Genomic DNA, 16,620 nt, shown 5'->3' with positions numbered 1-16,620 from the left:
GTGATCCCGGGCGCGGTCATCGAGGACCGGCCCCTAGTCGCGGAGGTGGCGGTTGAGAACGGCGCAGATCTCGGCCGCGGGCTTCGGCGCGGTCAGGCCGAAGTGCGTGGAGTCGATGTCGTAGGCGTGCACCTCGCCCTCGACGTAGGGGTCCCACAGGCCCGGCTGCGCCTCGGGGCTCTGCGTCGCGTTGAAGAACAGAACGGTGCCGCGGTAGGTGGGCTGCTTGAACTCCGCGACCATCCGGGTGTGCTCGACCATGACGGTGGCCCCGTTCTCGACGATGGTCCTGCGGTCCTCGTCGTCGGCGTCGCCCGGCAGGTAGCCGTCCAGGAAGTCGCGCGCCTCGGACCGGTCGAGACGCGAGCCCGCGTGCCGCACGAACCAGTCGCCCGGGACGGCGTCGAGCAGCGCGACCAGGGCCACCTCGTGCCCCCGGCCCTGGAGCTCGGCGGCGACGGCCTGGGCGAGGGGCCCGCCGATGGAGTGCCCCGCAAGCTGGAACGGGCCCTCCGGCTGGACGGAGAGGATCTGCTCCGTGTAGTCGGTGACCATGGCCGCGAGGCTCTCCGGCAGCGGCGCGCCGTCGAAGCCGCGCGCCTGGACGCCGTACACCGGCCGGTCGCCGAGCCGCCCGGCCATGCCCAGGTAGGCCCAGCACAGGCCGAAGCCCGGGTGGATGAACCACATCGGCGGCTTGGTCCCGCCGGTCCTCAGCGGGAGCACCACACCGAACGGGTCGCTGTCGCCGGTCGCGCCGGAGCCCCCGGTCAGGTGCGCGGCCAGCTCCGCGACGGTCGGCGCCTGGAACACCAGGCGGATCGGCACCTCGACGTTCAGCACCGTGCGGATCCGGTTGATGAGCTTGGTGGCGAGCAGCGAGTGGCCGCCGAGGTCGAAGAAGTCGTCGTCGACGCCGACCCGCTCGACGCCGAGGAGCTGTGCGAACACGTCGGTCAGGAGCTCCTCCTGGGCGGTGCGCGGGGCCCGGTAGGGGGCGTCGCTGACGAACTCGGGCGCGGGCAGCGCCCTGCGGTCCACCTTTCCGGTCGCGCCCAGCGGAAGGCTCTCCAGGATCATGAACGCGGACGGCACCATGTGGCCCGGCAGCCGCTGCGCGGTGAAGACCCGCAGCTCGTCGGCGTCCGGCTCCTCCCCCGCGGCCGGGGTGAGGTAGGCGATGAGGCGCTTGCCGGCGCTCCGGTGGTCCCGGGCCACCACCACGGCCTGGGCGACGCCCGGATGCGCGGCGAGGGCCGCCTCGACCTCGCCGGTCTCGATCCGGAAACCGCGGATCTTGACCTGGTCGTCGGCGCGGCCGTGGAAGACCAGGAGGCCCTCGTCCGTCCAGTTCACCACGTCGCCGGTGCGGTACATGCGCTCGCCCGGCCCGCCGAAGGGGCAGGCCACGAAGCGCTCCGCCGTCAAGCCGTACCGGCCCAGATAGCCGCGGGCCAGGCGCTCACCGGCGACGTACAGCTCGCCGGGGACCCCCACCGGCACCGGCCGCAGCGCCGCGTCGAGCACGTACATGCGGGTGTTGTCCATCGGGTGGCCGATCGGGACGACGTCGCGGGCGTCGGCGGCATCGGCCATGACGTGCATGGTGGTGGCCGCGGTCGTCTCGGTCGGGCCGTAGCCGTTCACGACGGACAGGCCGGGGCAGGCCCGCAGCACCCGCTCCACGGCGGCGGGGGTCACCACGTCACCGACCGTCCACACCTCGCTCGCCGCGCCGAACGCCTCGGGCGTCTCGTCCGCGACGGCCATGAACAGGCCCGCCGGCATGGCGAGACCGGTCACCCCGTGATCGGCGATCATGCGCTTGAGCGCGGCGGAGTCCAGCCGCCCGGGCGGCAGGACGACGATGGCCCCGCCGCTGAGCAAGGGGCGCCACAGCTCGTAGGTGAAGGTGTCGAAGGCCTGCGTGCCGTGCATGAGGATCCGTTCGCCGTGCCCCGTCTCGGCGACGCACCGCTCCGCCATCCGCACCACGAGGCGGTCCGCGGTCAGGACCGCCATGCACCGGTGGGAGATGCCCACCCCCTTGGGCCGGCCCGTGGAGCCGGACGTGTACATCACGTAGGCGAGCTGGTCCACGTGCCCGGCCGTCGCCGCCGCGGGCGGTTCCGCCGACGCGGCGGCGATCTCGCGGGCGGTGTCCGGCTCGTCGACGACCAGGTGGGGGCAGCCGCTCTCAGGCAGGCCCGCCGACGTCTTCTCGTCGGTCACGAGGACCGTCGGGTCGGCGTCGCCCAGCATGAAGGCGATGCGCTCGGCCGGATGGTCGGGGTCGACGGGCAGGTACGTGCCTCCCGCCTTGGCGATCGCGAGGACGGCGATGATGTGCTGCACCGAACGCGCCATCGCGAGCCCGACCAGCGACTCCTGGCCCACGCCCCGCGCCGCAAGGACCCGCGCGAGCCGGTTGGCCCTGGCGTCCAGGTCCCCGTACGTGAGCGTGGTGTCGCCGGAGATCACCGCGACCTCGCCGGGGTGCCGCGCGGCGTGCCGCCCGAACAGCTCGCCCAGTGTCGCCTCGGGAGCGTCGGTGACGAAGTCGTTGAAAGCCGTCAGCATCCGCTCGCGCTCGGCGGGGTCCACCACGTCCACCTGGCTCACGCGGAGGCCGGGGTCGGCCGCGATGTGCCGGAGGATCCGCGCCAGCCGGCCCGCGAGCCGGTGCGCGGTCCCGGAGTCGATGGCGTGCTCCTGGTAGCCGAGCACGAGGCCCAGCTCCGGTTCGTCCACGGCGAACAGGCCCAGCGGGTAGTGGACGGACGCCTTCCAGTCCATGCCGGTGATGGTGAGCCCGGCCGCGCTCTGCGTCTCGTGGAGGCCGTCCTCGTCCGCCGGGTAGGACTCGAAGACCACGACCGTGTCGAAGAGCGTCCCGAGCCCGGTGGCCCGGTGGATCTCGGCGAGCCCGAAGTGGTGGTGGTCCATCAGCGCCGCCTGCCGCTCCTGCAGGTCGCGCAGCAGCCCGGCGAGGGTCTGCCCGGGCGCCGGGTTCACCCGCACCGGCAGGGTGTTGATGAACAGGCCCACCATCTCGTCCACGCCCTCCACCTCCGGCGGCCGGCCGGAGACGGTGGCGCCGAACACCACGTCCTGGCGCCCGGTGTGGCTCGCGAGGAGCATGCCCCAGGCGCCCTGCACCAGGGTGTTGAGGGTGATGCCGAGCTCCGCGGCGCGCCGCGACAGCGTGCGCGCCGTGTCCTGGTCCAGGTCGACCTCGATGCGCCGGTGGCCGCCGCCGGTCGTCTCCTGCCTGGCCTGCGGGGCCGCGAGGGTCGGCTCGTCCACCCCGGCGAGCTCCGCCGTCCAGGCCCGCGCCGGTGCCTCGTGATCCTGGCGCGAGAGCCAGTCGAGGAAGTCGCGGTAGGGGTAGGTCCGGCCGAGGCTTCCCGCGTCGCCGCCGGTGCCGTACAGGCGCAGCAGGTCGTGCAGCACGAGGGGGCTCGACCAGCCGTCGTACACGATGTGGTGGACGGTGAGGAGCAGCTCGTGGCGCTCGGCCGCCCGCTTCACCAGGGCCAGGCGCAGCATCGGCGGGGCGGTCAGGTCGAAGCGCTCGGCCTGGTCGCGGGCGCGGAGGTCCCGCAGGGCGGCGTCCTGCTCCGCCTCGGTCAGGTCGCTCCAGTCGAGGGCCTGCCAGGGCAGTTCGACGCGTTCGAGCAGCACCTGCACCTGCTCGCCGTCGGCCGTGGCCACGAACGCGGTGCGCAGGCTGTCGTAGCGGTCGAGCAGGGCCTGGCCGGCCGCGCGCATCCGCTCCGGGTCGGCCCGCCCGGTCAGGTGGAAGACCAGCTGCACCTGGTAGGCGTCGAAATCGTCGTCGGCCAGCCGGCTCTGGAACAGCAGGCCGGACTGCATCGAGGTCAGCGGCCACACGTCGGCCACGCCCCGGTACTGCTCCTCCCACACCTCCAGGTCCCGCTGCCGCACCTGGACCAGCGGCACGTCCGACGGCGTCAGGCCGCCCGCGCCGGGCCGGGCGGCGTGCCGGGCGAGCCCTTCGAGGGCCGTGCGCCACAGGTCCGCGAACTCCCGCACCTCCTCCCGGGTGAACAGGCCGGTGGGGAAGGCGATCCCGGCGGTCAGCCGCGGGCCCTGCGGGGACTCCACGGCGTAGGCGGTGATGTCCAGGGCGGCCAGCGCGGGCGTGGTGGGCTCGGGGGCGAGGTCGTCCAGGTCGGCGGCGATCGTCCAGCCCGCGTCGCCGGACTCCGCCGCCGGTCCGCCCGAGCCGAACCGGCCCAGGTAGTTGAAGGAGACCTGGCCGTCGCCGCGGGCCGTGAGGGCCTCGGCGGTCTTCGGGTTGAGGTGGCGCAGCAGGCCGTAGCCGATGCCCTTGTCGGGGATCGATTGGAGCTGCTCCTTGACCGCCTTGACGGCGCCGCCCGCCGGGCGTCCGCCCGCGATGGCCGCGTCGAGGTCGAGGCCGCCGACGTCGAGGCGGACGGGGTAGACGGTGGTGAACCAGCCCACAGTGCGGGTGATGTCGGTGCCGGGGACCGCGGTCTCCTCGCGGCCGTGGCCTTCGAGGCGGATCAGGGCCGAGGACTCCTCGACGCCCCGTGCCCGGCGCCACTTGGCCATGGCCAGGGCAAGGGCGGTGAGCAGTCCGTCGTTGACGCCGCTGTGGAAGGCGGCGGGCAGCGTCGTCAGGAGCGCACGGGTGACCTGGGGTTCCAGCTTGACCTGCACCGTCTCCACGGTGGCGCGCACGTCGACGGCCGGGTCGAGGGCGCGGGCGGAGAGCAGCGGGTCGGGGCCGTCCAGGACGTTCTGCCAGGTGGGTAGCTCGGCCACCCGCTCGGGCGCGGCGGCCGCCTCGACCAGGCCGTGCGACCAGCGGCGCATCGTGGTGGGGACCGGGGCCGGTCGCGGCGTCCGGCCCTGGCGGACCTGCTCCCATGCCTCGGCGAGGTCGGACAGCAGGATGCGCCAGGAGACACCGTCGACCACCAGGTGGTGCAGGACGATGATGAGGCGTCCTGAGACGTCGGGTCCGGCGTCGCACCAGATGAAGCGGGCCATCTGACCGGCCGCTGCGTCCAGTTCGCGGACGGCGGCGTCGACCTCGGCCTTCGTCTCGCGCCGCCAGGTGGTGTCCTGCCAGTCGCCGCCGCAGTGCCTGCGGCGGACGAGCGCCGCCACGTCGACGGCGCCGGGCTCGGCGGCATCCAAGCCCGGCTCACCCGCGCGGACGCGGACGCGGGCGCGGAGCATGTCGTGGTGGTCGACGACCGCGGACAGGGTCGCCACCAGGCCGCTCTCGTCGATGCCCGCGGGCAGGGCCACCGCCATCGACATGACGAACCCGTCGTGGCCGCCGGCGTACTCGCTCATCCGCCGCGCCACGGGAGGCAGCGGCATCCAGCCCACACCGCCGCCCGCCGGTTCCCCGCGGGCGGGCCCGCCCCGGTCCGTGACCGCGGCGGCCGCGGCGAGCGCCGCGACGGTCCGGTGCTTGAACATCAGCCGCGGCGTGACCTCGATACCCTGCGCGCGGGCGCGGGAGACGACCTGGATGGAGCGGATGCTGTCGCCGCCGATGGCGAAGAAGTCGTCGTCGATCCCGACCCGGTCCTGTTCGAGGATCTCGGCGTAGATGGCGGCGAGCGCCCGCTCGTCGTCGGTGCGGGGCGCCCGGTAGGCGCCGCCGGTGACCTCCGGTTCGGGCAGCGCGGCCTTGTCGAGCTTCCCGTTGGGCGTCAGCGGGAGGGCGTCGAGCAGCATGAACAGCGAGGGCACCATGAAGTCCGGCAGGCGCTCGGAGAGGAACGCGCGCAGCCCGTCCGCGTCGGGGGCGCCGCTCCCCTCCGGGCCGGCGCCCCCGGCCGGGGCAGGCACCGCGTAGGCCACCAGGCGCCTCTCGCCGTCCTTGGTCTCGTGGACGGTCACCACGGCCTGCGCGACGCCCGGGTGCCGGCCCAGGGCGGCGGCGATCTCGCCGGGCTCGATGCGCATGCCGTTGATCTTGACTTGGTCGTCGCCGCGGCCGACGTAGTCGAGCTGCCCGTCGGCGCCCTGGCGGACGATGTCGCCCGTCCGGTACATGCGGGTGCCGGCGGGGCCGTAGGGGTCGGCGACGAAGCGCTCGGCGGTGAGCACGGAGCGGTTCATGTAGCCGCGGGCCAGGCTCGGCCCCGCGACGTAGAGCTCGCCCGGGGTGCCCGGCGGCACCGGGGCGAGCCGCTCGTCGAGCACCCGCAGCCGGTTGTCGGCGATGGCGGTGCCGATGGGCGTGCGGTCGCTGGTGAGGGGCGCGCTGATCGAGCCGCAGACGGTCGTCTCGGTGGGGCCGTAGGCGTTGACGAAGCGGCGTCCCGGCGCCCACGCGGCGACCAGCGCCGGCGGGCATGCCTCGCCGCCGACGGTGACGGTGCGCAGCCCGGTCAGGGCGCGGGACGCGCCGGGCGGGAGCGCGGCGAGCACGCTCGGCGGCAGCATCACGTGAGTGATGTCGCGCTCGGCGAGCGTGCGGGCCAGGATGTCGCCGACGACGCGCTGTTCGGCCGGGATCACGAGGGCCGCGCCGGTGGTGAGGGTCTGCACCAGCTCCCAGAAGGCGGCGTCGAAACTGGGGGCCGCGACCTGGAGGACGCGCGCGTCCGGGGTCAGGGCGAGGCGCTCGCGCGTGGTGCGGCTGAGGGCCGCGATGCCCGCGTGGGTGACGGTGACGCCCTTGGGCAGCCCGGTCGAGCCCGAGGTGAAGATGACGTAGGCGGGGTGGGCGGGGTTCAGGACGGTCGCCGGGTCCGTGCCGGGGCTCTCCCGCCACGCCGCCTGGACCTCGGGGGTGTCGACGGCGACGACCTCGGTGGTCACGCCTTCCGGCAGGTCCCCTCCGCCGCTCCGCGTCGTGAGCAGGACGGCGGGGGCGGCGTCGGTGAGCATGAACAGCACCCGGTCGGCCGGGTAGTCGAGATCGACGGGCAGGTAGGCGGCGCCCGCCTTGAAGACGCCGAGGGCCACGGCGACCTGGTCCGCGCAGCGCGGCATGGACACGCCGACCGGCTGCTCGGGGCCGACGCCCCGGGCGATCAGCCAGTGCGCGATCCGGTTCGCCCGCTCGTTCAGCTCCTCGTACGTCCAGACCTGGTCGGGCGACTCCACCGCGAGCGCCCGCGGAGCCTGCCGCAACCGTTCCGCGAAGAGCTGCGGGAAGGTGGCCTCCGCGACCGTCCGCTCGGCCCGCCGCTCGGCCACGCGCAGCTCGCGGCGTTCCTCGGCGGTGAGCAGATCGGCGTCGCCGATCCGCTGCCCGGGGTCGCGGACCGCGGCGGCCAGCAGCCGCTCCCAGCGGGCGATCAGGGTCTCGATCGTCGAGGCGTCGAACAGCTCGGTGGAGTACTCGGCGGCGATGTGGACGCCCGCGGGCGCGCCGCCGTCCCCGGTGGTCTCGCTCAGGCTCAGCGTGAGGTCGTACCGGGACGTCCCGGTGCCCACGCCCTCGCTGACGACCCGCAGGCCCGCCAGCTCGAAGTCCTTGTCCTCGGTGTTCTGCAGGATCAGGGCGATCTGGAAGAGCGGGTTGACCGAGGCGGAGCGCTCCGGGTTGAGCTTCTCCACCAGGGCCTCGAAGGGGATGTCCTGGTGGGTGTACGCGGCGAGGCTCGTCCTGCGCACCTGGCCGAGCAGCTCGGTGAAGGTCGGGTCGCCCGCCGTGTCGGTGCGCATCACCTGCACGTTGACGAACAGGCCGATCAGGTCGTTCAGGTTCTCGTCGACGCGGCCCGCGATACCGCTGCCGAGCGCGATGTCGGTGCCCACGCCGAGCCGGGTGAGCAGGGCGGCCATGGTCGCCTGCAACACCATGAAGGGGGTGGTTCCGGTGGCCCGGGCGAGGCCCGCGATGCCCTCGTGCAGCGCGGCGCCCATGGTGAACTGCAGCACGTCACCGCTGCGGTCGAGCTCGGCGGGCCGCGGCCGGTCACCGGGGATCGTGACCGTGGCGGGCAGCCGGGACAGCTGCTTGGACCAGTAGCGGTACTGCCTGCTGAACCGGCTGCCCGGGTCGCCGTCGTCGCCCAGCAGCTCCCGCTGCCAGAGGGCGTAGTCGGCGTACTGCAGCGGCAGCGGCGCCCACCGGGGCGGCTCGCCCCGGGTGCGGGCCGCGTAGGCGACGGCCAGGTCCTTCGCGAGGGGCGTCGCCGACCAGCCGTCGGCCGCGATGTGGTGGATCACGAGGACCAGGACGTGCTCGTCCGGGCCGGCGCCGAGCAGGACGGCCTTCAGCGGGATCTCCGCGGCGATGTCGAAGGGGTGGCGGGCCGCCGCGTCGATCTCCCCGGCGAGGTCCGCCTCGTCCGCGGCCTGCCGCACGGGAAGCCCGACGCGCGCCCGCTCCGGCCCCAGGACGTGCTGGTACGGCTTGCCCGCGACCTCCCGGTAGACGGTGCGGAGGATCTCGTGCCGGGTGACGATGTCGTTGACCGCCTCCTCCAGGGCGCGCACGTCCAGCTCGCCGCTGAGCCGCAGGACGAGCGGCATGTTGTAGGTCGCCGCGTGACCCTCGAACTTGTGCAGGAACCACAGGCGCTGCTGGGAGAAGGACAGCGGCGGACGTTCGGGCCGCTCCACCACGGGGGCCAGCGGTGCCCGGGCGGAGGCGGCGACGTCCAGGTGCGGGACGAGCCCCGCCACGGTCGGGTGGGCGAAGAGGGTCCGCAGCTCCAGTTCGGTGCCCAGCGCGACGCGGACGCGGTTGACGAGCTTGGTCGCCATGATCGAGTGCCCGCCGAGGGTGAAGAAGTCGTCGTCGATACCGACCCGCTCCACGTGCAGGACCTCTGCGAACAGCTCGCACAGCAGCTCTTCCTGAGCGGTGCGCGGGGCCCGTCCCGCAGCGGCCCTGGCGAAGTCCGGCGCGGGCAGCGCCTTGCGGTCCAGCTTGCCGTTGGCGGCCAGCGGCACGGAGTCGATGGCGACGACGGCGGCGGGCACCAGGTGGGCGGGCAGGCGGTCCTGCAGATAGCCGCGCAGCGAGCCGGTCAGGGCGTCGGCCTCCCCCGGCTGCCCGGTGCCGTCCGCGCCGTTCAGGCCGTCCGTGCCATCCGGGGCGGGCACGACGTAGGCGACGAGCTGCTGTCCCCCAGCGCGCCCGGCGTCCCGGGCGACGACCACGGACTGGGCGACGCCCGGGTGCCCGGCCAGGGCGCGCTCGATCTCGGCGGGCTCGACCCGCACACCGCGGATCTTGACCTGGTCGTCGTCGCGGCCGGCGTACTCGAGCTGCCCGTCCGCGGTCCAGCGGGCCAGGTCGCCGGTGCGGTACATGCGCGCGCCGGGCGGGCCGTAGGGGTCGGCGACGAAGCGCTCGGCGGTCAGGGCGGCACGGCCGAGGTAGCCGCGGGCGATGTTGCCCCCGACGTACAGCTCGCCCACCACGCCGGGCGGTACGGGCGCGAGGCCCTGGCCGAGGACGTAGGTCCGCATGTTCCCGAGCGGCGTGCCGATCGGGGCGCTGCCGGCGGCCTCCCAGGCCCGGCCCGCCTCGACGGCGAACGCGGTGGCGTAGAACGACTCGGTCTGCCCGTAGGCGTTGACGACGCGCACCCCGGGCAGGGCCTCGCGGACGCGCTGCACGAGCGTGCCGGGCAGCGCCTCACCGGCGAAGACGACGGTCTCCAGGCCGGAGACCCCGGCCATGCGGTCGCCCAGCTCGGCGAAGACCGACGGCACGGTGCTGATCACGCTCGCCGACACCGTTTCGCGCTCGGCGAGCACGAGGGCGTCCCGGACGATCTCGACGGTGCCGCCCCGGGCCAGGGTCGTGACGATCTCGAAGACGGACACGTCGAAGTTGACGGAGGTGCCCGCGAGCATCCGGGTGCCGGCGTCCACGCCCACCCGCTCGGCGAGCCGCGTCACGCCGTTGACCACGTTGGCGTGGCTGATCACCACGCCCTTCGGGAGGCCGGTGGAGCCGGACGTGTACATCACGTACGCCGCGTTCCAGGGCCGCGCCGCCGGTTCCGCGGCCGCGTCGCCGGTGTCGAGGTCTACGTCGCCGGTGTCGAGGTCCACGTCGCCGGTGTCGAGGTCCACGTCGCCGAGGAGGAGGGTCGGGACGTCGGTCCCGGCGAGCACCCCGGCGGTATCGGCGTCGGTGAGGACCAGCCGGGGCCGTGCGCTGCCGAGGATGTGGTCCAGGCGGGTACCGGGGTACTTCGGGTCGATCGGCAGGTACGCGCCGCCCGCCTTCAGGATGCCGAGGATGCCGGTGACCAGGTCGGCCGAGCGCGGCAGCGCCAGGCCCACGACGGTCTCGGGGCCCACCCCGAGCCCGGTCAGCGCACGGGCGAGACGGCCGGCGCGGGCGTCCAGCTCCCCGTACGTGCGGGCCGTGTCGCCGCAGGTCACCGCGATCTTGTCCGGCGTCTTCGCCGCCTGCCGCTCGACCAGGCCGGTGATGGTCAGCTCGGGGGTCTCGGCGGCGGTGTCGTTGACGCCGGTCAGGAACCGCTCACGCTCGGCGGGCTCCAGCAGGTCCACCGTGCTGAGCTTGGCCCGGGGGTCGTCGGCCAGCCGGGCGAGGACGCGTCCGAAGCGCCGGGCTATGACGGCCGTCCGCTCCGCGTCGAGAAGGTGGTGCTGGTACTGCAGGCCGACCTTCAGGTGCGGCTCGGCGAAGGCCATCACCACCAGCGGGTAGTGCGTGCCGCTGAGCGGGCTGATGCCGGTCACCGAGATCCCGGCGGCCGAGTACGCCTCGCTCAGGCCCGCGCCGTCGATCGGGTACGACTCGAAGACCACCACCGTGTCGAACAGCGAGCGCAGCCCGGTGGCCTGGTGCATTTCGAGCAGGCCGTGGTGGTGGTGGTCGAGCAGGGCGCTCTGCCGCCGCTGGAGCTCGCCGAGGACGTCGCCGAGCGACCGGCCGGGGGCGCATTCCACCCGGACGGGCAGCGTGTTGATGAACATGCCGACCATCTCGTCCACGCCCGCGACCTGCGGCGGACGCCCCGAGACGGTGGCGCCGAACACCACGTCCCGGCGGCCGGTGAGGCCCGCGAGGAGAACGGCCCAGGCGCCCTGCACCAGGGTGTTGAGCGTCACGCCCAGCTCGCCCGCGCGGCGCGCGAGCCCGGCGGACCGCTCCGGCGTGAGCGGCACCTCCATCTGGCCGACCCCGGCGGCCTCGCCCCCGAGGACCGGCGCGTCGGGGACGAGGAGGGTGGGCTCGTCGACGCCGTCCAGCTCCCGCGCCCAGGCGCGGGCGGTGGCCTCCCGGTCCCGGCGGGCGAGCCAGGCGAGGAAGTCGCGGTAGCTCCGCGGCCTGGACAGGGCGGCGGCGTCCCCGGCCGAGCCGTACAGGCGCAGCAGGTCCTGCATGAGCAGCGGCACCGACCAGCCGTCGAACAGGACATGGTGGGTCGTGAGGACCAGGTCCCACTCACCGGCCGCGAGCTTGACCAGCGACATCCGCATCAGCGGCGCGGCGGCCAGGTCGAGGCGGGTGCGGTGCTCCTCCTCCAGTAACCGCTTGCGGCGGTCTTCGCGCTCGTCCGCGGCGAGGGCGCTGAGGTCCTCCTCGCGCCAGGGCAGCTCGACGCCGTCCTGGACGATCTGGACCCGGTCGCCGTCGTCGTCGGTGACGAACGCCGCCCGCAGGTTCGGGTAACGGTCGAGCAGCCCCTGACCGGCCGCGCGCATCCGCCGTGGCTCGACCTCACCGGCGAGGTGGAAGGCGAACTGCATCTGGTAGGCGTCGAACGCGGCACCGGCCAGCTCGGTGTGGAACAGCAGCCCGCTCTGCATCGCCGTCAGCGGCCATACGTCGCTCAAGCCCGCGTACTGCTCCTGCCAGGCGTCCAGCTCGCCCTGGCTCACCTCGACCAGAGGCACGTCCGACGGCGTGAGGCCGCCCGCGTCCGGTCGCGCGGCGTACCTCGCAAGGCCCTCCAGGGCGGTGCGCCACAGCGCGGCGAACTCCTGGACCTCGTCGGCGCTCAGGAGTCCGGTGGGGAACTCCAGGCGGGCGTCCAGGCGCGGGCCGCGCTCGGTGTCGGTGACGTAAGCGCTGATCCCCAGGGTGGCGAGGGCGGGCATGTCCCCGTCCGGCCCGACCGCCAGCATGGTGGTGCCCTCGACCTGGGCGAAGCCGAGGCCGCGCAGCTCCTGCGGCATGTTGGCCGAACCGGTGTAGCGGCCCAGGTAGTTGAAGGTGATCTGCCCGGCCGCGTGCCCGCCGAGGACGGCCTCGGTCTCGGGGTTGAGGTAGCGCAGCATGCCGTAGCCGACGCCCTTGTCCGGGACGGCGAGCAGCAGTTCCTTGACGGCCTTGACGGCGGCTCCGGCGGACGCGCCGCCCGCGAGGGCGTCGTCCAGGTCGACTCCGGCCACATCGAGGCGGACGGGGTACATGCTGGTGAACCAGCCCATGGTGCGCGACAGGTCGGCGCCGGGAACGACGGCCTCCTCCCTGCCGTGGCCCTCCAGCCGGACCAGCGCCGAGGTCTCGCTGATGCCGCGCCGCTCGCGCCATTTGGCGACGGCGACGGCCAGCGCGGTGAGCAGGCCGTCGTTGACGCCGCCGCGGAACGCGGCGGGCAGCGTGGTCAGCAGGACCTCGGTGGTCTCGGCGGGCAGGTCGAAGGAGACGTGCCCGACCGTGGCCATCGTGTCGACGGACGGGTCGAAGGGCCGCGCGCCCAGGTCCGGGTCGGGGCCGGACACGATCTCGCGCCACAGCCCGAGCTCCTCCGCGCGCTCGGCGGCGGCCTCGGACAGCGCCTGCGCCCAGCGACGTGCGGAAGTGGCGACTTCGGGCAGCCGCGGGGCGCGCCCGTCGCGGATCTGCCGCCACGCGGCGGCGAGGTCGGGCAGGAGGATGCGCCAGGACACGCCGTCCACCGCGAAGTGGTGCAGCAGGATGCTCAGCCGCCCGGACGTCTCGGCGCCCGCGTCGAACCACACGAACTGCGCCATCACGCCGCCCGCGGCGTCCAGCCGGCCCGCCGCGGCGTCGAGTTCGGCGGCGGCCCGTTCCCGCCAGGACTCACCCCAGGTACCGTCGCACACCACGCGGTGGACGAGCGGCGCCACGTCGACGGTGCCGGGCGCGGCCACCTCCAGCCCGGTCCTCTCGCCGGTGACCAGCCTGGAGCGCAGGATGTCGTGCCGGTCGAAGGCGGCCGTCAGTGTCGCCGCTAGGCCGTCCCGGTCGATCCCGGCGGGGAGGTCGACCGTCATCGCCATGGTGAACCGGTCGATGTCGCCGCCCAGCCGCATCAGGTAGTGGCCGATGGGCAGCAGCGGCATGAAGCCGGTGCCGCCGCCCTCCGGCTCCCGCGGGGTCGGCGCGGTCTCGCCGCCCTCCCCGGCCGCCCGGGCGAGCTCCGCCACGGTCCGGCATTCGAAGATCTGCCGCGGGGTGATCTCGACGCCCTGTGCCCTGGCCCGGGAGACGACCTGGATGGAGCGGATGCTGTCGCCGCCGACGGCGAAGAAGTCGTCGTCCACACCGGCCCGGTCCAGGCCGAGCACCTCCGCGAAGACGGCGGCGAGCACCTCCTCGGCGGGGGTGCGCGGGGGGCGGTAGGCGGTGCCGGTGACATCCGGCTCGGGCAGCGCCCCGTGGTCCAGCTTGCCGTTGGGGGCCAGCGGGAGCCGGTCCAGCATCACCAGCGCCGACGGCACCATGAACTCCGGCAGCCTGGCGGAGACGAACTTGCGCAGGTCACGCGCGGAGACGGCGGCGGTCAGGTCGACCTCCAGATCGCCCAGGCTCGCCACCGTGCCGAAGCCCGAATCCCACATGCCCGCCGGCACCACGTAGCCGACCAGCCGCGCGCGGCCCTGGTCCCGGCGCGCGACGACGGCCGCCTGCGCCACACCCGGGTGCGCGGTCAGCGCCGCCTCGACCTCGCCCGGCTCGATGCGGACGCCGCGCACCTTCACCTGCGCGTCGTCACGTCCGGCGTATTCGAGTAGGCCGCCGGCCGTCCAGCGGGCCAGGTCGCCGGTGCGGTACATGCGCGCGCCGGGCGGACCGTAAGGGTCGGCGACGAAGCGCTCGGCGGTGAGCCCCGGCTTCCCGTGGTACCCGCGCGCCACGTTGCCCGCCACGTACAGCTCGCCCACCACACCCGGCGGGACGGGCTTGAGGCCCGCGCCGAGGACGTAGGTGCGCATGTTGCCCAGCGGGGAGCCGATGGGCACGCTCGCGGTGCCCGTCCAGGCGTCGTCGGCGGTGAAGGCGGTGGCGTAGAACGACTCGGTCTGCCCGTAGGCGTTGACCACGCGGGCGCCCGGGATCACCTCGCGGACCCGCTCGACCAGCGAGGCGGACAGGGCCTCACCGGCGAAGACGACCGCCTCGGCCTGGATCTTCCCGCCCACCCGGTCCAGGACCTCGCCGAAGACGGACGGGACCGTGCTGATGACGCCCCCGGACCAGCCCCCGCGCTCGTCGACGACCAGGACGTCGCGGACGACCTCGACGATGCCGCCGGAGGCCAGGGTGGTGACGGTCTCGAAGACGGAGACGTCGAAGTTGACGGACGTGCCCGCGAGGGTGCGCGTGCCCGCGCCGATCCCGGCGACGCCGGCGAGGCGCAGCACGCCGTTCACCACGTCCCGGTGGGTGATGGTCACCCCCTTCGGCACGCCGGTCGACCCCGAGGTGTACATCACGTACGCGGCGTTCGCCGGGCGGGCCGCGGCCGGCCGCGCCCGCGGGCCCGCCGCTGCTGGATCGGCTGACCGGGCGTCCTCGATGAGCTCGGCGTCCTCGATGAGCAGGGTCGGCACGTCAGCGCCGGGCAGCACCCCCACGGTGTCCGCGGCGGCGAGGACGAGCTGGGGGCGGGCGTCGGAGAGGATGTGGCCCAGGCGCGCCCCCGGGTAGGCGGGGTCGATCGGCAGGTAGGCGCCGCCCGCCTTCCAGATGCCGAGGATGCCCACGATCAGGTCCGCCGAGCGCGGCAGGGCCAGGCCCACGACGGTCTCCGGGCCGACGCCCCGCCCGGCCAGCTCGCGCGCCAGCCGCTCGGCCCGGGCGTCCAGCTCCGCGTAGGTCAGCTCCAGGTCGTCGTGCACGACGGCGGTCGCGTCCGGCGTCGCCGCCACCTGGCGCTCGATCAGGCCCGCGACGCTCAGCCCGGGTGTCTCGGCCGCCGTGTCGTTCCAGGTGCGCAGGACGAGTTCGCGCTCGCCGTCCGCCAGGACGTCCGCCAGCGCGACCGGCCGTGACGGTGCGCCGGTCAGCAGCTCGGTGAGGCGGACGAGGCGGTCCATGACGGCCTCGGCCGTGGACCGGTCGAACAGATCGGTCGCGTACTCCAGGTGGATCGACAGCCCCGGACGTCCTGGCTCGTCGAAGAAGCTGAACTCCAGGTCGAACTTGGCCATCGACGTCCACAGCGGGGCCATGTGGGCGCGCAGGCCGCCCGGGAGGCCGAACTCGACCGAGGCGCCGTCCGACCAGGTGAACATCACCTGGAACAGCGGGTGGTAGGCGGTGGACCGCTCGGGGTTGAGGGCCTCCACCAGCCGCTCGAACGGCGCGTCCTGGTTGTCGTACGCGGTCAGCGCCTTCCGCTGCACCTGCGCGAGGACCTGGTCGAAGGAGGGGGTGCCGGAGAGGTCGGTGCGCAGCACCCACGTGTTGACGAAGAAGCCCACCAGGTCGGTGAGGTCGGCGTCGCGGCGTCCGGCGATGGTGGAGCCGATCGCGATGTCCTCGCCCGCGCCGAGCTGCTGCAGGAGGACCGCGAGGACGGCCTGGAACACCATCGGCGTCGACACCCCGGCGCGCTCGGCCAGGGCCTCGGCCCTGGCCAGCAGGTCCTCGCCGACGGCGCGGTCGACGACGTCGCCCCGGTGGCTGGCCGCCGGGGGGCGCGGCCGGTCCGCGGGCAGGCGCAGGGGCTGCGGCACGCCCGACAGCTCGCCGCGCCAGTAGTCGAGCTGGGCGGACAGGACGCTGCCCGGGTCGTCCTCGTCGCCGAGCAGTTCGCGCTGCCACATCGTGTAGTCGACGTACTGCACGGGCAGTTCGGGCCAGCCGGGCGCCTCGCCGCTGACGCGGGCGGTGTAGGCGGCGGCCAGGTCGCGCGCCAGCGGGCCGATGGACTCGCCGTCGCCGGCGATGTGGTGGACCAGGAGCAGCAACCGGTGGTCCAGGGCGCCAACGCGGAACAGGGTCGCGCGGACGGGTATGTCCTCCGACAGCCTCAGCACGGTGGCGGCGGCCTCCCGCACCGCGCCGTCCAGCTCCCCGGGGGCCACCTCGGTCACCGGGACGTCCAGGCGGACCTCCTCGGCCGGGAGCACCCGCTGTTCGGGGACGCCGCCGGCGTCCTCCACGATCAGGGTCCGCAGGCTCTCATGCCGGGCCACCACGTCACGCACCGCCGCCGCGAGCGCCTCCGTGCCCAGCTCACCGGTGAGCTGGACCAGGAAGGGCACGTTGTACATCGCCGACGGGCCCTCGAACCTGTCGATGAACCACAGTCGGCGCTGCGCGAAAGACAGTGGGATCATTACTCGGCACTCCTGTTCATCCTGCGCGGACGCGGCTGGTTCGCCACTGGCTTTCATCGGCATTTCGTCGCTTCCCCAGAGAAAGATCCCAGCGGAAGTCTCACACCGGCAGAGCGACAG

1 protein-coding gene is annotated in these 16,620 nt (G+C 74.2%); it reads right to left on the bottom strand.

Annotated elements, in window-relative coordinates:
* Window positions 1-33: 33 nt before the first annotated feature.
* Entirely contained in the window at window positions 34-16,500 is a 16,467-nt protein-coding gene (locus tag ETD83_RS07515) for a non-ribosomal peptide synthetase (RefSeq protein ID WP_171064063.1), read from the bottom strand.
* Between the last annotated feature and the right edge of the window lie 120 nt (window positions 16,501-16,620).

The sequence above is a fragment of the Actinomadura soli genome, assembly GCF_005889715.1.
Taxonomy (GTDB): domain Bacteria; phylum Actinomycetota; class Actinomycetes; order Streptosporangiales; family Streptosporangiaceae; genus Spirillospora; species Spirillospora soli.
Note: the sequence above shows the minus strand (reverse complement) of the source record. Positions and strands in the feature narration are given on the sequence as shown.